This is a genomic window from Falsirhodobacter deserti (assembly GCF_004015795.1).
Lineage (GTDB): Bacteria > Pseudomonadota > Alphaproteobacteria > Rhodobacterales > Rhodobacteraceae > Falsirhodobacter > Falsirhodobacter deserti.
In genome coordinates this window covers 1-21,441 of sequence record NZ_ML137220.1, presented here as the reverse complement: position 1 = coordinate 21,441, position 21,441 = coordinate 1, and the positions used below count along the sequence as shown (strand labels likewise).

Annotated in this window: 19 protein-coding genes and 1 pseudogene; 10 read left to right on the top strand and 10 right to left on the bottom strand. The window is 60.6% G+C overall.

Translation table 11 applies throughout. The features are described from left to right. Positions 1-23 precede the first annotated feature (23 nt). Positions 24-401 (bottom strand): calcium-binding protein, encoded by a 378-nt coding sequence (locus JX25_RS12885; protein ID WP_128255509.1) that lies wholly within the window; start codon positions 399-401, stop codon positions 24-26. A gap of 138 nt (positions 402-539) precedes the next feature. Between JX25_RS12885 and JX25_RS12880 the strand changes: the two genes are divergently transcribed. After that, the gene (locus tag JX25_RS12880) at positions 540-1,988 is read left to right on the top strand and encodes a mannose-1-phosphate guanylyltransferase/mannose-6-phosphate isomerase (RefSeq protein WP_128255508.1); all 1,449 of its coding nucleotides are present in this window, start codon (positions 540-542) and stop codon (positions 1,986-1,988) included. A 3-nt stretch (positions 1,989-1,991) separates the two neighbouring features. Here the strand turns inward: JX25_RS12880 and JX25_RS12875 are convergent, their stop codons facing one another. Further along, positions 1,992-3,017, bottom strand: a complete 1,026-nt coding sequence (locus tag JX25_RS12875) for a glycosyltransferase family A protein (protein ID WP_128255625.1) — start codon at positions 3,015-3,017, stop codon at positions 1,992-1,994. Positions 3,018-3,186: 169 nt separating this feature from the next. On the opposite strand from JX25_RS12875, the gene JX25_RS12870 reads away from it, so the two are divergent. Continuing rightward, positions 3,187-4,689 (top strand): hypothetical protein, encoded by a 1,503-nt coding sequence (locus JX25_RS12870; protein ID WP_128255507.1) that lies wholly within the window; start codon positions 3,187-3,189, stop codon positions 4,687-4,689. Here JX25_RS12870 and JX25_RS12865 read toward each other — a convergent pair. The 4 genes from JX25_RS12865 to JX25_RS12850 form a co-directional block, all read right to left on the bottom strand. Continuing rightward, the gene (locus JX25_RS12865) at positions 4,686-5,948 is read right to left on the bottom strand and encodes a glycosyltransferase family 4 protein (protein WP_128255506.1); all 1,263 of its coding nucleotides are present in this window, start codon (positions 5,946-5,948) and stop codon (positions 4,686-4,688) included. The two genes, JX25_RS12870 and JX25_RS12865, sit on opposite strands and share 4 nt — an antisense overlap. Then, positions 5,942-7,321 carry a hypothetical protein gene (locus JX25_RS12860; RefSeq protein ID WP_128255505.1) on the bottom strand — a complete coding sequence of 460 codons (1,380 nt, stop codon included), beginning with the start codon at positions 7,319-7,321 and terminating at the stop codon, positions 5,942-5,944. Before JX25_RS12860 ends, JX25_RS12865 begins: the two co-directional genes overlap by 7 nt. After that, a complete protein-coding gene (locus JX25_RS12855; protein ID WP_241557962.1) occupies positions 7,318-7,914 on the bottom strand; it encodes a polysaccharide biosynthesis/export family protein in 597 nt (198 codons plus the stop codon). The genes JX25_RS12860 and JX25_RS12855 overlap by 4 nt, the downstream gene beginning before the upstream one ends. Positions 7,915-8,010: 96 nt before the next feature. After that, positions 8,011-8,619, bottom strand: coding sequence for a sugar transferase (locus JX25_RS12850; RefSeq protein WP_338323038.1), 609 nt, complete (start codon positions 8,617-8,619; stop codon positions 8,011-8,013). A gap of 548 nt (positions 8,620-9,167) precedes the next feature. Between JX25_RS12850 and JX25_RS12845 the strand changes: the two genes are divergently transcribed. The 5 genes from JX25_RS12845 (at position 9,168) to JX25_RS15270 (ending at position 14,374) form a co-directional block, all read left to right on the top strand. After that, a complete protein-coding gene (locus JX25_RS12845) occupies positions 9,168-10,040 on the top strand; it encodes an ExeA family protein (RefSeq protein WP_241557961.1) in 873 nt (290 codons plus the stop codon). After that, complete coding sequence (locus tag JX25_RS12840) at positions 10,037-11,422, top strand: GumC family protein (RefSeq protein WP_128255502.1); 1,386 nt, start codon at positions 10,037-10,039, stop codon at positions 11,420-11,422. Before JX25_RS12845 ends, JX25_RS12840 begins: the two co-directional genes overlap by 4 nt. 29 nt (positions 11,423-11,451) lie before the next feature. Further along, positions 11,452-12,255 carry a CpsD/CapB family tyrosine-protein kinase gene (locus tag JX25_RS12835; protein WP_128255501.1) on the top strand — a complete coding sequence of 268 codons (804 nt, stop codon included), beginning with the start codon at positions 11,452-11,454 and terminating at the stop codon, positions 12,253-12,255. A gap of 470 nt (positions 12,256-12,725) precedes the next feature. Then, positions 12,726-13,757, top strand: coding sequence for a glycosyltransferase family 2 protein (locus tag JX25_RS12830; RefSeq protein ID WP_164876156.1), 1,032 nt, complete (start codon positions 12,726-12,728; stop codon positions 13,755-13,757). After that, a complete protein-coding gene (locus tag JX25_RS15270) occupies positions 13,757-14,374 on the top strand; it encodes a serine O-acetyltransferase (RefSeq protein ID WP_128255499.1) in 618 nt (205 codons plus the stop codon). Before JX25_RS12830 ends, JX25_RS15270 begins: the two co-directional genes overlap by 1 nt. Before the next feature lie 20 nt (positions 14,375-14,394). On the opposite strand, the gene JX25_RS12820 is transcribed toward JX25_RS15270, so the two are convergent. Further along, positions 14,395-14,925, bottom strand: a complete 531-nt coding sequence (locus tag JX25_RS12820; protein WP_128255498.1) for a serine O-acetyltransferase — start codon at positions 14,923-14,925, stop codon at positions 14,395-14,397. A gap of 291 nt (positions 14,926-15,216) precedes the next feature. Here JX25_RS12820 and JX25_RS12815 point away from each other — a divergent pair, with 291 nt between their 5' ends. Continuing rightward, positions 15,217-16,482 carry a heparan-alpha-glucosaminide N-acetyltransferase domain-containing protein gene (locus JX25_RS12815; RefSeq protein ID WP_164876154.1) on the top strand — a complete coding sequence of 422 codons (1,266 nt, stop codon included), beginning with the start codon at positions 15,217-15,219 and terminating at the stop codon, positions 16,480-16,482. Positions 16,483-16,569: 87 nt separating this feature from the next. On the opposite strand, the gene JX25_RS12810 is transcribed toward JX25_RS12815, so the two are convergent. Both JX25_RS12810 and JX25_RS12805 read right to left on the bottom strand, forming a co-directional pair. Next, positions 16,570-17,205 (bottom strand): LysE family translocator, encoded by a 636-nt coding sequence (locus tag JX25_RS12810; protein ID WP_128255496.1) that lies wholly within the window; start codon positions 17,203-17,205, stop codon positions 16,570-16,572. A 114-nt stretch (positions 17,206-17,319) separates the two neighbouring features. Beyond that, entirely contained in the window at positions 17,320-18,825 is a 1,506-nt protein-coding gene (locus JX25_RS12805; protein WP_128255495.1) for a catalase, read from the bottom strand. Between the two features lie 95 nt (positions 18,826-18,920). On the opposite strand from JX25_RS12805, the gene JX25_RS12800 reads away from it, so the two are divergent. Together JX25_RS12800 and JX25_RS12795 are read left to right on the top strand one after the other, a co-directional pair. After that, complete coding sequence (locus JX25_RS12800; protein WP_128255494.1) at positions 18,921-19,844, top strand: LysR substrate-binding domain-containing protein; 924 nt, start codon at positions 18,921-18,923, stop codon at positions 19,842-19,844. A 98-nt stretch (positions 19,845-19,942) separates the two neighbouring features. Further along, positions 19,943-20,939, top strand: a pseudogene (locus JX25_RS12795) (IS30 family transposase). A gap of 186 nt (positions 20,940-21,125) precedes the next feature. On the opposite strand, the gene JX25_RS12790 reads toward JX25_RS12795, so the two are convergent. Further along, positions 21,126-21,441, bottom strand: a 316-nt coding sequence (locus JX25_RS12790) for an integrase core domain-containing protein (RefSeq protein ID WP_164876153.1), incomplete at its 5' end; no start/stop codon positions are given.

Below are 21,441 nucleotides of genomic sequence, written 5' to 3'. Positions count from 1 at the left end.
CGATGGCCTCGATCCCACAAAGGTCACCCTGTCAGCCCCGTTCGACAGCCACAGGTGGCGTTCGCCATCCACACCATGCGCAGGCAGCTAGACCCCGAACAAGACCGGTCAAGACTGTCATCGCGGGTGCAATCCTCGATCTGGGTCGTGCCTGCGTCAATTACGAACATGTCGCTGCCAACCCCGCCAATCAAGGCGCCATTGCTGCGAAGGGGATCGTTCCCGCCGCCGCAGGACAGGCGGTCATTTCCCGCTCCGCCGTCGACATGGTCGTCATAGTTGCGACCATAGAATTTGTCATGCCCGGCCGCCAGGGTCAGGGCACCGGCATCCTTCAGGATGGATCCAAGATGCAGCGCCATACGCGTCGCGGCTTCGGTCAGAACCGCGCCCGTGCGCATGTTCCTGTTTCGTCAGGAACATGCCCCTTTTCCTATGGCGCGTCTGACGTCATAACGGGTGAGTGATAATGATTCAGGCGTTGCGCTTCCAAGCCAGTCTTGCGCTGATGCCGTGTTGACAAGTCCTGCGGGGAAAACATGCAAATCCATCCAGTTCTTTTGTGCGGCGGTTCCGGTACGCGGCTTTGGCCGTTGTCGCGCAAATCCTACCCCAAGCAGTTCACTCGCCTCATGGGCGACCAGACGCTGTTTCAGGCGGCGGCCTCTCGGCTGGCGGGAACGCAGGGCGCGGTGGAATTCGCATCACCGCTGGTCGTAACGGGGGCGGACTTCCGGTTCATCGTGACGGAACAGCTTCTTGAACTGGGCATCGATCCCGGCGCTATCCTGATCGAGCCGGAGGGCCGTAACACGGCCCCTGCCGTTCTGGCCGCTGCGCTGTATCTTCATGCGCGCGATCCGGAGGCCGTTCTTCTGGTTGCCCCTTCGGATCACGTCGTTCCCGATGCCGAAGCGTTCCGCGCCTCCGTCGAGGCGGGTCTGCCGATGCTGGAAGCGGGCCGTCTTGTCACCTTCGGCATCACGCCCGACCGGCCCGAAACAGGTTACGGATATCTTGAGCTGGAAGCCGCACCACATGGCGTGCCGACTGCCCAACCCCTGACCCGCTTCGTCGAAAAGCCCGACGTGGCTCAGGCCGAGCGGATGGTGGCCGACGGCCGTTACCTGTGGAACGCGGGCATCTTCCTGTTCCGCGCCAAGGATATCGTCGATGCCTTCAAGGCACACGCGCCGGACCTGGTTGAACCTGTCAGCTTGTCGGTGGAACAGGGGCAAAGCGATCTGGGCTTCCTGCGGCTTGCGCCCGACCATTGGGCACGGGTGCAGGATATCTCGATCGATTACGCGGTAATGGAACGGGCATCGAACCTGTCCGTCGTTCCGTTTTCATCCGGCTGGTCCGACCTTGGCGGATGGGACGCCGTCTGGCGCGAGTCCACTCCGGATGCGGCAGGGGTCGTCGCCTCCGAACATGCAACGGCGATCGATTGCCGCAACACGCTTCTGCGCGCGGAAGGGACCGGGCAGGAAATCGTGGGTATCGGCCTCGACAACATCTTCGCGATCGCGATGCCCGATGCCGTTTTGGTCGCGCCGATGGATCGCGCCCAGGATGTGCGTAAGGCGGTGGATGCCCTGAAGGCCCGGGGCGCCCCGCAGGCGCAAACGCTTCCGCGCGATTACCGCCCGTGGGGGTGGTATGAAAGCCTGATCGTCGGCGGCCGCTTTCAGGTGAAACGCATCGTGGTCCATCCGGGCGCGGCGCTGTCGCTGCAAAGCCACATGCACCGATCGGAACACTGGATCGTGGTGGAAGGAACGGCGCAGGTCACCGTCGATGAGAATATCCGCCTCGTGACCGAAAACCAGTCCGTCTACATCCCTCTGGGTTCCAAGCACCGGATGGAGAATCCCGGCAAGGTCCCGATGGTCCTGATCGAGGTGCAGACCGGCAGCTATCTGGGCGAAGATGACATCATCCGCTATGAAGACCGGTATGCGCGGGGGCAGGGGGCAAAGGGCTAAGCCCTACTTGTATTCGATAAGCCCTGCGGGCCGGCCGCGCAGGCGGCGCCAGTAGAATTCTGCGGCGCCGACTGCCTCGGCAAACTTCGAAACGGTCAGCAGCCCCGCCTGCGTGAATGCGACCTTCCGGCTGCGCTCACGGTCGCGCAACCCAAGCCGCACCACTTGCGCAGGATAGATCAGCGTAAGAAGCAGCATCGCGGGACTGATGAAAACCGCTGCGGCAAGGATCACGGCAGGCAGAACCGCCCCCCAAAGAATTGCCCGACGCGTTTCGCTGACGAAATGACGCTCCGGCGGGCGGCCGTGCATTGCGGCCCCTTCGGCAAAAGCATGACCTGCACGCCGCGCACGTTTCCAGAACTGGCCAAAGCGGGTCATCGCAGCATCGTGCAGCGTCATCTCCGCATCCAGACGGTGGATTTTCCACCCTTCGGCGCGCAGGCGGACGCACATCTCGGGTTCCTCGCCCGCGATCAGGGCGGGGTTGTAGCCGCCAACAGAAACCACCGGCGCACGGCGCATCAGCGCGTCACCTCCGCAGGCGCGCGCCTCGCCTATCGGCGTATCCCATTCGCGATTGCACAGCGCGTTATAGATCGACGCCTCGGGAAAACGCTCTTGCCGCCGCCCGCAAGCCACTGCGGCATCGGGGTGCCGTTCCAGGAAATCCTTGGCAGTGATGATCCAGTTTGGATCAAGCTCGCAATCGCCATCGACGAACTGGACGTAGTCAGGCGCCTCGCCCCCGGTCAAAACCGCAAGACCCGCATTTCGCGCACGTGCAGCGGTGAAGGGACGCGTGAGGTCCAGCTCCACGACCTCTGCGCCCGCCGCCCGTGCCGCTTCCACCGATCCATCGGTCGATCCGGAGTCGACATAAACGATGCGCCCGCCCCCGCCCCCGCCATTCGCCGCATCAAGACCTGCCCTCACCGATGACAGGCAGCGCAAGAATCGCTCGCCTTCGTTGCGCCCCACGATAACGGCGCCCGCAATCCCGGAAGACGGAACGTTTGCGGTTGTCATTTCGGTGCGATGGGCGGAGGGTTCATTCATCTGCAAACTTTATACGAGTATGTTGATAAATCTGATAAGACAGATTCCGGGCCATTTCCGGATGGCGACGAGCCTTTGTACCTATTTCCCCGAGGCGGTGGTGGAAAACAATCCCCGCACCTCATAAAGAACGTGTCTGATGCCTAATATTGTCGCTTATATTGTTCTGTTCGCGTTCCCGTTCGTCGCAATCCTTCTGTTCCGCCGCTTACCGTTGCGGCTTGCGCTGATCTGGGTGACATTCGGCGGTTACATGGCGCTGCCCGACCGCGCCGGCTTCGACCTGCCCGCAATCCCGAAGGTCGACAAGAACCTGGTCCCGGGCGTCATGGCAGCGATCCTGTGTATCGCCACCCTGGCCGAGGCGTCGCTGCGGGTGCGGCGGCTGCGTGCCCGGGGGCCGGCGCAGGTTCATGACAGGGCCATGTCGCAACAGGGCTTCCTTTCGGCGCGGGGCCAGTCGGTGCCGGATGCTGCCACCATCACTTTGGGCGAAGAAAACGCCATACCCCGGCGCAGCCTGTGGATCACGGCGCTTGTCCTGATATGCTTGCTGAACCCGATCCTGACCATGATGACCAATCGCGAGCCGTTGTTCTATGGCCCGACCTTTCTTCGTGGCCTGACAGTGCAGGATACGTGGGGCGCCATGCAAACGGCGCTTGTGATGCTTGTGCCGTTCCTGTTGGGACGCAGGTATCTTGCGACGGCAACCTCGCACCGCATGATCCTCAAGGCCTTGTGCCAGATGGCGCTGGTGATGTCCGTTGGCATCCTGATCGAGGTCCGGCTGAGCCCGCAGTTGAACTCGTGGATCTATGGCTTCCAGGCCAGTTCCTTCGCACAGCACGTCCGCGCCGGTGGTTTCAGACCGATGCTGTTTCTACCGCACGGCCTATGGGTCGGCGTTATTATCTCCATGTCGGTGGTTGCGGCATTCGTTCTGGTTCGCTCCAGCACCGGACGCACGCGCTGGATCTGGGCAGGGATCGCCGTCTGGCTTTTCTGCACGCTTGTCATCAGCAAGACGGTTGGCGCGCTTGGCCTTGGCATTCTTCTCGGGGCGGGCGTGTTTCTGTTGCCGCGGCGCGGCCAGTTGATAATGGCAGCCGCACTTGCGGGCGCCGTTGCCGTTTATCCAATGCTGCGCAGTACGGGCGTCGTGCCGGTGATGGACATCTATGAGCTGACCGCCTCTTTCAGCCCGGAAAGGGCACAGTCCCTTCTGTTCCGGATCGAGAACGAGGATCAGCTTCTGGCGCGGGCCAATGAAAAGCGGCTGACTGGCTGGGGCGGCTGGGGCCGGCCGGCGATCTTCAATCCCTATACCGGTGATCGCACCTCGATCGCCGACGGGCAGTGGGTGATCGCCATGGGAACCAGCGGCTGGATCGGCTATCTAGGCATATTCGGGCTGCTTTGCCTGCCAATCGTGATGCTTGCGGTGCGCCGAAGGGCGGACCTGACCCTTATAACTTCGGGGCTGGTCATGGTTCTGACCGTTAACGTTGTCGACCTGATCCCGAATGCAACGCTGACGCCGCTTACCTGGCTGCTTGCCGGTGCGGTTACCGGCTTCTATGAACTGCGGAAAAGTCAGAAGCGAACAATCTCACCAGCAGCGGTGCCGCTACGCGCTTAGCGCGAATAGCGGCCGTAGATCTCCAGAATCCGGTCGATCTTGGTATTCCAGTCGAATTCCGCAACAATGCGCGCGCGGCCGGCTTCACCCATCCGTCGCCGCAATTCGGGATCGGCGGCAAGTTTTGTCATGGCCGCCGCGAATCCTTCGACCAGCGCCGCACGAGAGGTTGGCGGGACAAGAATCCCGCACTCTTCATTCAGATAGTCCACCGGGCCGCCCCATGCTGTGGCAATCACAGGCAGGCTGCAGGCCATCGCTTCCAGCACCACGGCGCCGCCGCATTCATAGATGCTGGGAAGAACCAGTGCATCTGCCTGCGCAATGCGCTTTGCGCACTCGGACTGCGGCAGCCAGCCAGCGAACGTCACGCGATCCGATAGACCTGCTGCCTGAACCGCCGCTTCGATCGAAGGGCGCATCGGGCCATTCCCGATGATTTCCAGAGTGGCAGGAATATCCTGCGGCAGCCGCGCCATAGCCTCCACAAGCACATCGACGGCTTTCCAATCGACAAGCCGGCCCATGAAAACGAACCGGGTCCCGTCACGATTCGGGGCCGTTTCCGGTTGCGGCGGCGACCAGACGGCAAGATCGACACCGTTTTCTACCAGCGTCAGAACGTCGCCCTTCGCAGCTTTGGGAAGGCCCGTCGCCGTGCGATCATTCGCAACGATCAGTGCCGACGCTTGCAGCTTGCCTGGCATCAACCGATGCAGAGCGCTTGACACCGCGCGCCCCGCGCCAACGAACAGGCCAAGCGCCTGCTTGCCTTTGACCGACCCCTCGAACCCGTCCGGAAAGCTCATATTGCCGTTCATCGGCCCCATGATGACGGGGGCGCCCATGTCCTTCAGCAGCGATGGTTCTCGGGGAGAGACAGGGATCGGCTGATGAACGATTGTGATCGCTTCTTTCCGCACAAGATCGCGTGCCATCTGCCGCGCAAGACGTTGGCTTGCTACCCTGCTTATATATCCGAATGTCAGGTAAGAGATCTGCTTGGGCAGGCGCGCGCCCAGCTTCCACATCAAACGGTTGAGCGAGGTATCCGGAACATAAAGAATTCGATCGGCCGCCTCGGGCAGCAGCTCTTCCAGCTCACGTCGCGTCCGTTCGTGTACGATCAGCCAGACCGGAACGCCGCGGCGGAACAGTCCCCGAAAGAAATGCAGCGGCAGCGCTGCCTCGCCGCCGAACGCCAGCGAGGCATGCTCGCTGACGATCAGCACCCGTGGGTGCGATGGGGATGTCACCATAGATGAACTCTTGTGGCGAGGCCGAGATAGAGGCTGTCGTTGCGCCGATCGTCCCTGCCATCACTTTCAGACAGAACGTGCCGATAGCGCACGGAAAGATCCCAATCACGCGTCAGGGCGTGCCGGTATCCCACCATCATCTCGCTGCGACGATTGTCGGTCGCCTCGAGGCCGAATTCGTTCAGGTCGATAACGCTGACCTGCGCTTCCCATGAGGAAGTGCTGTTGATCTGCCCTAGGTATCCAACGCCAAGGCGGCTGCGAATCGTTTCCTCGTCCTCGGTGCTGATAGCATCCTGTTCAAGGCTAAGCTGCAGCCGGGCGCTGGAAATGTTTCGCTGCCACACGATGTTCAGAAGAGGGCGCTGATCCAGTTCGTCACTGTCAACGACGCCGAGAGAGACGCGCAGTCCACCGGCTTCCGAGGCTGTTTCGTGCGAAACCTCCAGCAGGTCGCGGCGTCCCGTGGAATGCAGAGCGGTTTCGAAACCGATCCCTATCGTTCCACGTCCAAGATCAACCTCATAGCCGACCGCTCCGCCCAGGCCTTCCTGACGATCTTCTTCAAGCGAGCCGGTGACGTCCGAAATCTCTGATGAATCGACCCGCATGGAAAGCAACTGCCCGTGGACACGTTGCCGTGCCGTCAGGGCGTGGCGCATGCCGAAGCCGATCCACGACGAGTCGAACTCGTACTCTTCGTCATTCTTGTAGTCCTTCCGCGACAATCCGGAAAGAAGCATGACGTCGGTGCGTGCTCCGACCGAGAGCCGCAGCGCAGCAGTCAGATCCGCATTGTCGCGTCCGTCACCATCATTATCGAAATACCGAACAGACGAAGCGGAGGCATGGACCTCCGTGCCAATGCGCCGATCGCGACCCGTCTCAAGGTCCAGTTCGAACCGGGTCAAGCCGCGCTCTCCTGTTGTCACCTCAAGATCATCGCTTTCGACGCTTTCCGGCAGCGTCGTGTCTTCAACACGCGCACGCGAATATGCCGCTATAACCTGCAGTTCGGCCGAAGCCGATTCGCGGGAATATCCGAAATCGAGCCGACGCTCCGCCACGCGGGAAGCCGAATCCCGCCCGGCAAAATCGCCTGCTTCGAACTGGCCACCGATGCCCATTTCCATTCGCTGAACCCGCGTCGCGGTGACATAGCGAAGGTCCACATCACTGCGAAGCATCACCTGATCGCGCGCGGGATCATCGATAAGTTCCGGATTGCTTGCGACTTCCAGCCCCTGACTCAGATCAAGCGTAAGGCTGCGGGCCCTATCGTCCTGTGCGAGTGCGGGCAGGGCAGACGTGCCTAGAAATGCCATAACGCACAAGAACGGGACGTGAGGGCGGTTGCCCTCTTTACAGATCACTCGAACAGTCCCCGTTCCGGCACCAGGACGACATCACCTTCGGCAAGCCGAACGTTTCCGCCAGCCAGACCGCCGCGCGCCATCTGGCTGTAATCCAGCATCCACACCTTTTCCTGACCGGAGGCAGGGTCGATGCGGCGCAGTTGAACGCGCTTCGTGGCTGCAAATTCGGTGAAACCGCCGCCTTGGGCAAGCGCCTGAAGCAGCGTCACGCCGGGTGACACTTCCTTGACGCCGGGGCTGGCAACCTCGCCCATCAGGTAGATGTTCATCACCTGTTTCTGCACTTCGCGCGGGGGCTTGGGTTCAGGAATGGCAGTGACGGCAACGTTCACGGTCGGCGGCACGGCATAATCGCCGGCGATGCCGTTGCGAATCACGCTGGCAAGCTGCTGCGTGCTCATCCCGCGTGCGCGGACGGATCCGACGGTGGGGAAGCTGATCGTCCCGTCCGGCAGGACAAGGACGTCGCGACTCATCGCCTCATCTTCTGCAACTTCGATCCGGAGCGTATCGCCGGGACGGATCCCGTAGGATTGGGCAAGCGCAGCGACCGGCGCCAACAGCGAAAGGGCAATTACAAGGGCTCGCATGGGCAACATCAACTTCCGGAATTGTTTTACAATGGATGGCGATACCGAATAGGACCAGTATAGGCGCCACTTTGTAAAGATAATCTTTCTAACGCCTCAGCAACCTGTTGCCCGCAGAACCACACCGACCGTCTGGCAAAGGATCCGCAGGTCCGTCTTCAGCGACAGGTTTTCCTCATAAGCTGCATCATATGTTGCACGGGCGCTGAATTCCGTTTCGTGACGCTTGGAAACCTGCCAGTTCCCGGTGATGCCGGGGCGCAGGCGGAAGTAGGCGCTTCCGGGGTAAAGCGGTTGCTGATCGACCATCATGGGGCGTGGCCCCACAAGCGACATGTCCCCCCACATCACGTTCCAAAGCTGCGGCAGCTCATCCAGTGACGTCTTGCGTAGGATCCGCCCGACGCGTGTGATACGCGGGTCACGTTTCAGCTTCTGGTTCGAATCCCATTCGGCCCGTGCTTCGGGGTTGGCCTCCAGGTGCCGTGCCAAGGCCGCATCTGCCCCCACAACCATGCTGCGCATCTTCCACATGCTGAAGATGCGCCCGTCACGCCCGACCCGTGCCTGACGATAGAAGGGCGATGCGCCATCCGTCGCCACCAACAACGCCATCAACACCACGAGGGGCAGGGCGATGGGAAGCAGCAGGAGGACAAACAGGATATCAAGCGCGCGCTTGATACCACTGCGGTAGGAAAACAAGGAACGCTGCCGAGGGCGATGCAGTGAGGGTAGGCCCTGCTCTGCTTCGTTCGCCTTGAAATTCGACGCGTGCAACATATCGCACCTCTTTTAATCGTAAGCATCTCGCGATGCCAAACTGGTTAAACCTAGTACCTGTCTGCGCCGTAAAATTAACCGATCCGAATGTGGCGTACGCATCTGCCGACATCACGGGATAGTGCAGTTAACGGTTTCTTAACCTTTTACAGTTGTAGGTGGCAACCGAGATTTTGGGAATGACTGGCGTTTAAGTAGTAGTTGGTTAACCTCTCTCGGGCTGCATAGTAGGACGCGTCTGCACGATTTATAGGCGTCTGCGCAGAAAATCCTGCAGATCGCAAAGAATCCTTCTGTGCGTTAACGACTATTGTGCGATTGCTCCGTACAATCTCAGGGGTTATAGGGGGGGCGATTGATCTCGTTGGCGCCGCAGTGCAGCGTATTGTTCTGGGGGACCTTTGACCTACTTGGGGTCCACTGCCTGTCCGGGCCGTTTGTGATTGTTTTGAGGAAAAGTAGAGGCCGCGTTGTCCATCTCCAATCTTTACACGATGGTCTACAAGCTGCGTGAACGTCCGTTCACCCTGCTGCCCGACCCCGATTTCCTCTTTTGGACGCCCAAGCATCTGAATGCCTACACGGCGTTGCAGTATGGGGTGCAATCCCGGTCGCCGATCACCGTCATCACGGGTGATGTCGGAGTCGGGAAGACCACGCTTCTTCAGGCGTTGCTTCGCGAGATGTCGGAAAGTGCCACGATCGGCCTGATCTCCAACGCCCAAGGCGGGCGGGGGGAACTTCTTCGATGGACGCTGAACGCCTTTTCTGTCGATGTCCCTGCGGGGGCCGACTATGTCGGTCTGTTCCAGACGCTGCAGAACTTCCTTCTTAAGGAATATGCCGAGGGGCGCCACGTGATCCTCGTGATCGACGAGGCGCAGAACCTTTCGGTCGAGGCGTTGGAAGAGCTGCGGATGCTGACCAACATCAATTCCAACAAGGACGAGCTTTTGCAGCTTGTTCTCGTGGGCCAGCCGGAGCTGCGTGAGATGGTGGAGCGGCCGAACCTGTCGCAGTTCGCGCAGCGGGTGGGGGCAAGCTTCCACCTGACGGGCCTGGATGCGGAAGGCACCACGGCGTATATCCACCACCGCCTTCGCCATGCCGGTGGCACTGGCGAAGAAATCCCAGCAGACGCGATCGAGTTGATCCACGAAGCTGCAGAAGGCATTCCCCGCCTTGTAAACAAGATATGCGACCTTGCCATGGTTTACGGAAGTACGCGCACGCCGCCCGGCGTTTCGGCGGATGTCGTGCGGGGCATTCTGGTGGATGGCTTGTTCATCCGCACACGCAAGGCCGTGGACCCAAATTCCGCTGATCAAGGAGTTCAGGCATGATGTCGGAAGCAAGATTCTACCTGAAGATCCTGCTGCGCCGGCTGCCGCTGGTTATTCTGATCGTCATTGCAACCACGGGTGCCGCGGTTCTTTACGCGCTGTCGCTGCCACGCACCTTCACGTCCTCCGCGCGCCTGCTGGTGGAGGCGCCGCAGGTGACCGAAGGGCTCTCAAGCTCCACCGTGCGGACGGTTCCGCTGGCGATGATGAACACGGTCCAGCAGAAGGTCATGGCGCGCGACAGCCTTCTTGCGCTGGAGCAGCGGCACGACATGGTAGACGTTCCCGGTCTTCCCGAGGAAGAGGTTGCCGGACTGGTCGCATCTTCCGTGTCCATGCGAAGTGCGGTGGCCGCGGTCGGCGATCTGAACGTGATCACCACGGTCAGCGCCAATGCCGCCACCGCCGAAAAGGCGGCCGAGATCGCGCAGGACATCGTCGACCAGATCATGACCGAAAGCACGCGCCAGCGTACACAGGTGGCCAGCAGCACCCTGAGCTTCATTCAGGCTGAGGTTGAACGCTTGTCGGAAGAGTTGGAGCAGCGCGGCAAGGCCATCATGGACTTCAAGATCGAGAATGCCGGAGCTTTGCCGGAGGGTCTTGAATACCGGGAAAACCGCCGCTCTGCGTTGCAGACGGATCTGATCAATGCGCGGTCGAGTCTTGAAGCGCTTGAGGAGCAGGAGCGCAGCATCCAGGCCCTCGCGCAAACCGGCGCCGATGGCGATGTGCTGCAAACGCAACTCGACAATATTCGGGCGGAGCTTTCGGCAGCACGGCTGGTCTTCAGCGAAACCAACCCGCGCGTGACCCGGCTTGTCCGGCAGGAAGAGCAGATCGTAGAACGCATCCGTGCCGCTGCCGCGGCGGAACCGGCCGACCAGCCGGCGCAGGGAACCGGTAATGTTATTGCCGACATGCAGCTTGCCGATCTGAACCAGCGCCGCCGCGCGCTGGAGGAGCGTATTCCCGTTCTGAACGCAGAGCTGGAAGAACTGACAAAGGCCATCGAAGCCACACCGGCCAATGCCACCGCGCTTGCGGCGATGGAGCGGGAACTTGAGGCGGCGCAAAGCAGGTATGACAGTGCACGCGCCCGCCTTGTTCTGGCGCAGAGCGGCGAACGGCTGGAAATGTCGGATCAGGCGCAGCGTATCACCGTGCTTGAATCCCCATCCGTTCCCAGCTGGCCGTCCAAGCCAAACCGAAAGCTGATCGTCGCCGCGGGCCTTGCCGGTGGATTGGGCCTTGCGGGCGGTCTCATCGTTCTGCTGGAGCTTCTGGGCGGACGTGTGCGCCGGTCCAGCGATCTGGTACAGGCACTGGAGATTACCCCGATCGTGACGATCCCGCTTCTGCCATCGAAGGCCCGTGGCTGACTTGCCCGCGTGACGCAAAGGAAAGACGAATGGAAAAGCTTCGCGCCGCGATGGAAAAATCGCGAGCCATGCGGTCGGGCACAGCCCCGGCGATCCACATGCCCCGCACGACACCCCGGGACGTTGTCGGTGCGGCGTCTTGGGCCGACTTGCGCGCCCTGCCGACCGATCTGGCGCAACTGTCGCTGGCCGCAAGCATGGGCGGCACGATCTCGGCCCCCTTCGATCTTCTGCGGACGCGTCTGAGGGGGATCGCGCAAGGGCAGGGTTGGCGTCGGATTGCCATCACTTCGCCAACAGCGGGGGCAGGCAAGTCGACTCTGGCTCTTAATCTTGCGTTCAGCCTGATGCGCCAGTCCGACAACCGCATCGTGCTTATGGATATGGATATGCGTCGCCCGGGGCTGGCGCGGAAACTGAATCTGCCGCTGGATGGCAAGGCCGGAACGGCCGAGGTTCTGGCGGGGGATGCTTCTTTTGCCGAAACCGCTTACCGCATTTCAGACAACCTTGCGATCACGGTGAACACGCACACACGGTCGGGATCTGCTGAACTTCTGCAAAGCCGCCGCACGGCCGAGACGCTTGCCCAGATAGAGGCAGACTATGCCCCCTCGATCGTAATTTTCGACCTTCCGCCGATGTTGGCCTGTGATGACGTGGCAGCTTTCGTGCCGTCGATCGACTGTGCCCTGCTGGTGGTCGAGGCCGAGGTGTCCACGATCGCACAGGTGAACCGCTGCGAGAAGGAGCTTGCCAGCCTGACGAACGTTGCCGGGGTGGTGCTCAACAAGAGCCGGTTCGAAGGAAGCGAAAGCTATGGCGAGTATTGATCGATCCAGCCTACCCGCAGTGCGGATCGGTCAAGTCAGCTAAGCAGGGACCACAGAAGATAAGCCCAGACAGACGCGCCAAGGATTGCGAAAGGAATGATCCACCAGCCGTTTTTCATGCCCCCGCTCCGTTGAAGGTTCGAACCGTGACGGCGGGGCTGCAGATCCATGCAGGCACTGGTCTTGGCATCTGTTGGTTTAATGCTCGGCGGCATGCGACATTCTTTGATGAAGGTGATTCGCTGTGCTGCAGCTTTCTCGTGTAAGGTTAATGTTGTTTTATCCGCTCAGGTTAAGTCTACCATAAAGATGATCATTGTTCAGGCGCACGTAGGTTTGAAAGAGAATCGGCGGATACATGCCACGGCGTACCAGCCATGGTAACGCAGCCTTCAAGCATGGCCGCTGCATCGACTTGCCCGAAAGTGCCTGATGACGGATCAGGCCAGAAGTGTTCAGGAGTTCTTGGTATGCCTCATCCGCAGGCGAGTATTGCAGTCATCGTCGTGAACTATGGGACAGCTGATCTGGCCGTTGCGGCCGTTGAAAGCGTTCTGTCGCGAACGCACGATCGCCATTCGGTTGAAGTTCATCTCGTTGATAACGCCTCGCCCGGGGGGGATGCCGAGACGCTGAAACTTGCTGCAGCGCAACGCGAATGGGGTGATCGCGTGGTGCTGTGGCTGGAGGATGAAAACCGCGGTTTCGGGCGCGGCAACAACGTTGTTCTGGAAGCGCTGAACCAACGTGCCACCCCGCCGGATTACATCTTCCTGCTGAACCCTGACGCTTCGCTTGAAAATGATTGCCTGACAATCCTCGCCTTGTTCATGGATGAAAATCCTCAAGTTGCAGCCGCCGGCGCGCAGATTGTCCGCCCTGATGTAGGAGCGGTCACTGCGGCTTTCCGTTTCCCAGGCATGGCAAGCGAATTTTGCGAAGGGCTCAGCATCGGGGGCGTCAGCCGGTTGTTTGCCTCCAGGCAGGTTGCCTTGCCAGCCGATCTTCCGCGTCAGAAAATCGGCTGGGCATCGGGCGCTGCGGTCATGATCCGTTTCAAAGCGGCGCGCGAGGTCGGGTTCTTCGACCCCGATTTCTTCCTCTATTACGAGGAAACGGAGTTGATGTGGCGTTTGCACAAGGCCGGCAGTGAGATCTGGTTCGTTCCCGAAGCGCGCATCAGCCATGTGGCGGGTGCTGCCACCGGAATGCAGGGCGGAACCCACCGCAGCAAAGAGCAGCCCAGCTATTGGTATGACAGCTGGCGGCTTTATTACGTGAAGACTCTCGGTCTTTCAGGCGCACGGCGGGTTGCGCTGGCGCGGTTTCTTGGTTTCGTTGTGAACGCCGGGGTGCGCACCTTGATGGGGCGCCAGGTCAGGGGCCCGCTGAACTTCCGCAGGGACTTCAGCCGCTTCGTCTTGCGTCCACTGTTTCTTGGCAATCCCACGGAAGCGCATCCAAGTGGCCGCAAGGCGAAGATGACGAACGTGGCGTCGTGATGACCGCCAACCCCGTACCCGAGAAGCGTCGACCGGCCCCGCCGCTTTCTTCCGGCGCCACGAATGCGAATCCGGAGGGCATCAGCTTCTGGGCACTGATCCGGGAGGACTTGCGCACCCATGACGATGACTGGGCAGCACAGGGGTTCTGGGCTTTGTTCTGGCACCGCTTTGGCAACTGGCGCATGGGATTGCCGAAGATACTGCGCATTCCATGTTCTTTGCTGTACCGCGTCATGTTCAAGCTGTGCGAGATCACGTGCGGCATAAAGCTCTCTTACAACGTGCCGGTCGGCCGGCGCGTTCGTCTGGACCACTTTGGCGGGATGATCCTTGGCGCTCGCGCCATCGGGTCTGACGTTATCTTGCGGCAGAACACGACCCTTGGCATCGCCTCGGTGGATGATCTGAACGCCAAGCCGACTATCTGTGATGGGGTGCATGTTGGCGCGGGTGCCGTGATCATCGGCAATATAACAGTTGGCAAGGGCGCGCGTGTGGGGGCAAATGCGGTGGTGACTCGTGATGTTGCTCCGGGAACGATTGTCGCGGGCGTGCCTGCCAGAGTGATCGGGCGCGTCGCTGAAAAACCGGAAAACCTCAACTCCGTTGAATAGCGGCCTTCTGGTCTGCCGATCTAGGCAGGGTCTTCCGGGACAGGATTGATCCTGATCACCCGCGCAGGCACCCCGACCGCGACGCCGCCATCAGGAACATCCGAAAGAACGACGGCGTTCAGGCCGATCACGGCGTGGTTGCCGATGGTGATCCCGCCAACGATGCGGGCGCCGGCGGCGATATCCACATGGCCACCGATGACTGGAACGGTTCGACCGTCGGGGCCTGCTTTCCCCCTTCCGATGGTAACCTGATTGAAGATCAGGCAATTGGGGCCGATCACCGCTTCAGGGTGAATGACGATGCCATTCGGATGCGTCAAAAGAAGGCCGCCGCCGATCTTTGTGGTTAATTGGATTTCGTTCTGGGTTATCACGCTCCAGAACTGATGGGCGCGTCTCCAGTAATTTCGTGCAATCCATGCAACGGGGCCGTGCTTTCCTCGCAGGGCTTGAAAGCGCCGGATCGTTTGGATCAATCGCCGCCCCGGGTCCCACGCCTTGCGGAGCTTTTCGCGTTCCCAGTCTGCGATCTTAGCGGATATGGACATCGGGGCCTACGATCCTCCGGACAAATCCGGCAACCTGACCGGGCGATGAATGACTGACCCAATCTCGCATATTTTGGGTTTCGGTCAACGAGTTATACATCGGTTTCTTGCAGAAACGCGCCTTCGCTGCTGACCCCCCAGCCCTGCGGCAACAACCAGCAAATCAGCCCCAATATCAGGGCGACGCTGCCGTGCCTTGGATCAACCTTCGGCCATTCTTCTGAATTTTTGACGATTTCGCCCACTCGGACCGTCTGCGCGGTCCTTTATGCTATGCGTCCACGGATCAGGGTGCTAAAAGAAACCGGTAATCATGCGCATTCGGTTCGAGATAACGCAGTTAGTCCGAGGCGGTTTCGGCGACTGGCCGAGCCTTCAGTCTTACCCCATGGGCTGAGGCTGTTTTCAGCCCGTACGGCTGTTTATGATGGTGCGAGGTTAATGGTTAAGTTGGACACAGCCAAGTTAAAAATAAGACGATTTACGGCTCTCGACCAAGTCAGGGGCCTTGCGGTCCTTATGATGATCTGCGCCCATTTCGGCCCGGGCTTGTACGAAAGGGCTGGCCTCCAAGGCGTGGTTCTGGATTTTCTGAACTTCCTGGGGCGAATTGCGACACCGGCCTTCGTTCTGATTTTCGGAATCACCATTGCCATCATCTATGTCCGCAAGGCACAAACGGATACCGCGAAAGCACGCAGGACGCTTCTGAAGCGGTCCGGACTGGTCTTCTTTTGCAGCTTGGCCGTCGCGCTGCCGGAAACGTTGGACTTCATCCTGCATCCGGCTGAGGAGGATGTCGGCGGATGGACCTATGGCATCCTTCTGCGGCAGTATAGCGTGTTGAGCTTTTACGCTGTTGCGATTTTCATCACGGCATTCTGCATCGGCCATATCGCCCGGGATCCTGTGCGCCGTGGCTTGGTCTACGGGGCGGCCCTGGTATTCATAGGAACATATCTTGGCTACGATGCGTGGCCCGAAGAAGCGGGCACCCTGATCGAGATTGTCAGGCTGTTGGTCGTCTCGGGCAAATATGCGGTTTTCGTTCTTCTTGGCTGTTCTTGGATGATGATCGCCGTCGGCGTTTTCGTGGTCCGGAAGATGGCGGCAAACGAGGATTATCGACAGGACCTGACAGTAGCCGCCATTGTTCTGACGCTGTTGGGGCTTGCCGCGGGGAGGATCGTGGGCTGGCGATCCCTTTACGATTTACAGAACGATTATGGCGCCCCGCCTCAGATATGGTATCTGCTGATGATCGCGGGCCTGATGATTGCCTCGCTGGTGGCGCTGGACAGGTTTCAGATCCCGTTCTTCAGCACTCTGCTGGAGCTTGTGGGCCGCTCACCCCTCTCATTCTATATTGCGCATGCCTTCGTTCTTCCGTCCATTGACGTGATGCGCATCATCCTGCCATTTCTGCCCGATCTGGTGATCATCGGAACCTGCATGAGCTTGTTTATGCTGTACGGGGCCGCGCTGCTTTGGCGGAATTACAAGCTTAGCGGACGATCGGGTTTCGCAAACCCGGCGCCCCGACTCCGTGCGTCGTGACTTCTCGTTCATCAGCAACGTAGGACTTGCCTGAGAAGACGCGAAAAAGTCCCACCGGTAGGATTTGCGGGGCACCGTCTTCCAAGCTCAGCGTTGGGTCAACGCCAGTTTGATGCCAAGCGAGACAAGAACCGTGCCAAGAACACGGTCCAGCAGACGACCTGCGCGCGGACGGCTTCTGAGGGTTCGTGTCAGGCCTTCCCCCAGCAACACGAAAAGCGGCTCGATGATCATGGCGGCGACGATGACCAGCACGCCGTGCAGAAGAAGTTGTGCCCAGACGGGGCCTGCACCCGGAACAACGAACTGGGGCAGGAAGGCCAGAAAGAAGATTGCGACCTTCGGGTTCAGCAGCGATACCAGAACGCCCTGCCGCCATATGCGCAAGCCGGAGGTACGCTTGGCCGATGTATCCGCCGTGAACGTGGTTCCACCGGAACGGAGGGCTGAAAGACCAAGATAAACAAGGTAAGCCGCGCCGGCCCACTTCACCAATGTGAAGGCCGTGGCCGAAGATGCAAGGATTGCCGAAACGCCCGCCGCTGCGAACAGCACGTGCATGAAGCCGCCCGTCCAGACGCCGGCCATGGCCGCGAAGCCCGAACGCCGCCCGCTGCGCAACGTCTGGCCAAGGATGAACGCCATGTCCGGGCCCGGCGAAAGGTTCAGCAGAACCGCTGTTGTCAGGAACGTCGTCCAGTGTATCAGAGAATAGTCGAACATCCGGAATGACCCTCATGAGGCGCGTAGCTACATCTGCCTAACGGATGCGGCGCCGGTCATGCAAGCGGCGTCCGCGGCTTGCATTGGGGAAGGTGGCCTTGCGGCCCCCTTGGATCATTCTGCGGCTTGGGTCTGCGTGGCCTCCGTAACCGGAATGGCGTTCACGTCATCGGCTGCCGCCAGTGCCGACCGCACGCCCGCCTCGTAATCGGTGTGCACGCGGCGCAGAACGGCCAGCCAGCGTTCCTTCACATTGGCCGAACATGGACCCATCGCCGAAGCCATGTTGTCGAACAGGCGCGCCTTTTCATCCGCCGGCAGAAGGTTGAACAGCGCACGCGGCTGGACATAGTCGGCATCCGCGTCGGGCTGCACATAACGGTCTGCGTCACCCGAGATTTTCAGGGGCGGTTCCTGAACGCCGGGATCTGCCACCGGCCCACCATGCTGGTTCGGCTCGTAATATGCGTCGGGATTGCCAAAGTCGTTGGTGAAGAACCGCATCGCCCCATCTTTGTGGTAATGGTGCAGCGGAGCTTTCGGTGCATTGGCCGGCAGCGCCTCGTAATGCGTGCCAAGACGATAGCGGTGGGCATCGGCATAGGAGAAGATGCGCGCCTGCAGCATCTTGTCGGGCGAAAAGCCGATCCCGGGCACCACGTTGGACGGGCTGAAGGCCGCGTTCTCGATGAACATGAAATAATTCTCGGGGTTGCGGTTCAGCTCCATCACGCCAACTTCGATCAGCGGGTAGTCGTCATGCGGCCAGACTTTCGTCAGATCGAAGGGGTTGTAGGGCACGCGTTCGGCGTCCTCTTCCGGCATCGCCTGGATGCACAGCGTCCATTTCGGGAAGTTGCCGCCGTCGATCGCGTTATAAAGGTCTTCCTGATAGCTTTCGCGCGTCTTGCCGATCAGCGCCTCCGCCTCGGCATTGGTGTAGTTGCGGATCGGCTGCTGGCTGCGCCAGTGGAACTTCACCCAGTGCCGCACGCCGTCCTTGTTCCACATGCTGAACGTGTGGGACCCGTATCCGTGCATGTGCATCGGGTTCACCGGAATGCCGCGGTCCGACATCAGGATCGTCACCTGGTGGACGGATTCCGGATGCGCCGACCAGAAGTCGAACATCGCCTCGGGGGAACGAAGGTTGGTTTTCGGGTGGCGCTTCTGGGTGCGGATGAAATCGGGGAACTTGATGCCGTCGCGGATGAAGAAGATCGGGGTGTTGTTGCCCACGACGTCCCAGTTGCCTTCCTCGGTGTATAGCTTGACGGAGAAACCGCGCACGTCCCGTTCGGCATCTGCCGCGCCCAACTCTCCCGCGACGGTGGAGAACCGCGTAAGGACTTCCGTCTTCTTGCCGACGGTGTCGAACACCTTCGCGGCCGAAATGTGTGTGATGTCATTGGTGACCGTGAAAGTGCCGAACGCGCCCCAGCCCTTGGCATGAACCACGCGTTCGGGAATACGTTCGCGATTCTGGTGGGCCAGCTTTTCGATCAGCTGGTAATCCTGAAGAAGGACCGGCCCACGCGGGCCTGCCGTCTGGCTCGTATTGTTCGAGGGGACTGGCGCGCCTGCGGTCGTGGTCAGGCGGGGGCGGCTTTGGTCGGCCATCTGGTTCTCCTTGCTGGTCATTCTGCACTGGTTGATGCCTTGAATGCGCGATAAAGAGAAATCGAGTTTTCTTCCTGACGCGATAAGTTAACCTGATGCCTCTGACGCTTCGCCAATTGTCCTACTTTGTCGCCTTGTCGGAGGAGCGTCATTTCGGACGCGCAGCGGAACGGGTGCATGTGAGCCAGCCCGCGCTTTCCATGCAGATCCGCGAGATGGAGCAAACGCTGCGCCTTCCGCTTCTGGAACGTGGCCGCGAGATACGCCTGACGCCTGCAGGCCGCGCAGTGGCGCAGCGCGCCGTGCAGGTTCTGGCAGACGTGGCCGAGATCGAGGCGATGGCCCGGCGACAGGGGCCCGGCGGATGGGTGCATCTGGGGATCATTCCCACCGTGGCGCCCTATCTGCTGCCGGACCTTTTGCCGCGCCTGCCGCTTCAGCTTCGCCTGCGCGAGGCGCAGACCGACCTGTTGCTTGAAGAATTGCGAAACGGCACGCTGGACGCAGTCGTGGTGGCAACACCTGTCGGCCGTGGGGATCTGGTATCCCGGCCTTTGTTCCGCGATCGCTTCCTTCTTGCCGCGAACGAGACGCGACTGGCCGCGCTCGGCTCGGTCGAGGATCTGCGGCCGATGGGGCTGGATCCCGACCACCTGCTGCTTCTGGACGAAGGCCATTGCCTTTCCGCGCAGGCACTGGAGGTTTGCGGGCTGGAGCGCCGCCGGGCGGGGTTCGATCTTGGCGCGTCTTCCTTGTCAACGCTGGCCGGGCTGGTCAGCCAAGGCGTCGGATTCACTTTGTTGCCAGAGATCGCGGTGCCGACCGAACGCGCCGCCCATCCCGAGATGAGGGTCGCGCGGTTCGCCAGTCCCGAACCCTCGCGCGAGGTGACGCTGGTTGGCCGCGCCAGCACGGCGGTCGAACCATGGTTCGCCACCTTGGCAGGCGCATTGACCCAAACCGCTGATCGGCGGCTGGCCCGCTGCGCCTCGTGTGGCGCTTCAGATTACATCACATAACCGGTTTTAACCGCATAAATCGCCCCTTTCGGCGAGCGCTATTTCCAACTGCGACTTCTGTTTGAATGCAATGACTTGTTCAAACGGGAGATCGCAGAGTGGGCACCTCATATTCGCAGCTGATCATTGAGGAACGCAAGAAGATCGAGCGCTGGAGACATGCGAAGGTCTCGGTCGAGGAGATGGCGCGAGCGCTGAAGCGCCACCGCTCGACCATCTTCCGCGAGATCCGGCGCAACTACTTCCACGATGCGGACATGCCGAAGGTGCGTGGCTACTTCGCGATGGCGGCGCAGATCCGCACGGCCGACCGTCGCGCCCGCCAGCGCAAGCTGATCCGACATCCGCAACTCTGTCGTCGGATCGTGGACCATGTCACCTCCGGCTGGACACCGGAACAGATTGCTGGCCGCCTGCGCCTCGAGAACGCCCGCCCCCGTGCCTGCCAGGAGACGATCTATCGCTACATCTACGGCCGCGAAGGTATGAAGCAGGAGCTGTGGTGGTATCTGCCCACCCACCGCAAGTCGCGCCGACCACGACGTGGTCGCAGGCCTCGCATCTCGAAGTTTCATCGAGATGTCAGCATCCTGTTCCGACCCGAAGCCGTGGCGCAGCGAAAGGAGTTCGGCCATTGGGAGGGTGATTTGATCCTGTTCCGGCAAACCTTCGGCCAACAGAACCTCACCTCGTTGGTCGAGCGCACGACCCGCTTCGCGGTCCTGCTGAAGAACGACAGCAAGCGTAGCACCCCGGTCATGGCGAAGATCGCAACCTTGCTGCGCGACCTGCCGCATCACGCCCGCAGATCCATCACCTTCGACCGTGGCACCGAGTTCGTCTCATGGCCGCACTTGCAGGCCGAGATCGGCACCGCCAGCTGGTTCTGCGATCCCTCCGCACCTTGGCAGAAAGGATCCGTAGAAAACGCCAATCGCCGCACCCGCCGCTGGCTGCCCCGCGACATCGACATCCGCCAGGTCACCGAGCCGGACCTCCGCGCGCTCTGCGATCGCCTCAACGCCACGCAAATGCCTCGGATGGAGAACGCCCGCCGAAGCCTTCCGGCAGAAGATGCTGGAAAGCAGGAGATGACCGCCCTACCCTCATCGCAACAGAAGTCGCACTTCAAATGGCGCCCACCTCGCCCTACCCGAGGGCACGGCCCCCCAATTCGAAAGCTTTCCGACGGTGATGTAGAAAAGCCCCGCGTGGACGGGCAGCACATGATCTTCGCTGATCGGTAATGCTCCCTATTTCAAAGGGGTTTGGCCGTAGAACTCATGCAGCCATTTTCAGTTTTTGTGCGGGTGTTATGCCGCCGATGCCCATGTTGGGTCGCTTGTTATTGCAAGTCCTTAACCAGTCGGTGGCGATGCTCTGTGCCTCTGCAATGGTTTCAAAGATGTAGAGGTCCAGCCATTCGTGCCGGACGGTGCGGTTGTAGCGTTCGACATAGGCGTTCTGCTGCGGCTTGCCTGGCTGGATGTGGTTCAGGGCAATACCCTGCTTGGCTGCCCAGATCGCCAACAACGTCGAGCTGACGTATACCGGGCCATTGTCGACCCTGATCGCGGTGGGTTTGCCGAGCCATTCG

Excerpts from the sequence above, each read along its gene's own strand:
- JX25_RS12875 (WP_128255625.1), bottom strand. The coding sequence starts at position 3,017 with ATGACAACCGCAAACGTTCCGTCTTCCGGGATTGCGGGCGCCGTTATC.
- JX25_RS12805 (WP_128255495.1), bottom strand. The coding sequence starts at position 18,825 with ATGGCCGACCAAAGCCGCCCCCGCCTGACCACGACCGCAGGCGCGCCA.
- JX25_RS12820 (WP_128255498.1), bottom strand. The coding sequence starts at position 14,925 with ATGTCCATATCCGCTAAGATCGCAGACTGGGAACGCGAAAAGCTCCGC.
- JX25_RS12880 (WP_128255508.1), top strand. The coding sequence starts at position 540 with ATGCAAATCCATCCAGTTCTTTTGTGCGGCGGTTCCGGTACGCGGCTT.
- JX25_RS12840 (WP_128255502.1), top strand. The coding sequence starts at position 10,037 with ATGATGTCGGAAGCAAGATTCTACCTGAAGATCCTGCTGCGCCGGCTG.
- JX25_RS12830 (WP_164876156.1), top strand. The coding sequence starts at position 12,726 with ATGCCTCATCCGCAGGCGAGTATTGCAGTCATCGTCGTGAACTATGGG.
- JX25_RS12855 (WP_241557962.1), bottom strand. The coding sequence starts at position 7,914 with ATGCGAGCCCTTGTAATTGCCCTTTCGCTGTTGGCGCCGGTCGCTGCG.
- JX25_RS12810 (WP_128255496.1), bottom strand. The coding sequence starts at position 17,205 with ATGTTCGACTATTCTCTGATACACTGGACGACGTTCCTGACAACAGCG.
- JX25_RS12835 (WP_128255501.1), top strand. The coding sequence starts at position 11,452 with ATGGAAAAGCTTCGCGCCGCGATGGAAAAATCGCGAGCCATGCGGTCG.
- JX25_RS12885 (WP_128255509.1), bottom strand. The coding sequence starts at position 401 with ATGCGCACGGGCGCGGTTCTGACCGAAGCCGCGACGCGTATGGCGCTG.
- JX25_RS15270 (WP_128255499.1), top strand. The coding sequence starts at position 13,757 with ATGACCGCCAACCCCGTACCCGAGAAGCGTCGACCGGCCCCGCCGCTT.
- JX25_RS12800 (WP_128255494.1), top strand. The coding sequence starts at position 18,921 with ATGCCTCTGACGCTTCGCCAATTGTCCTACTTTGTCGCCTTGTCGGAG.
- JX25_RS12865 (WP_128255506.1), bottom strand. The coding sequence starts at position 5,948 with ATGGTGACATCCCCATCGCACCCACGGGTGCTGATCGTCAGCGAGCAT.
- JX25_RS12870 (WP_128255507.1), top strand. The coding sequence starts at position 3,187 with ATGCCTAATATTGTCGCTTATATTGTTCTGTTCGCGTTCCCGTTCGTC.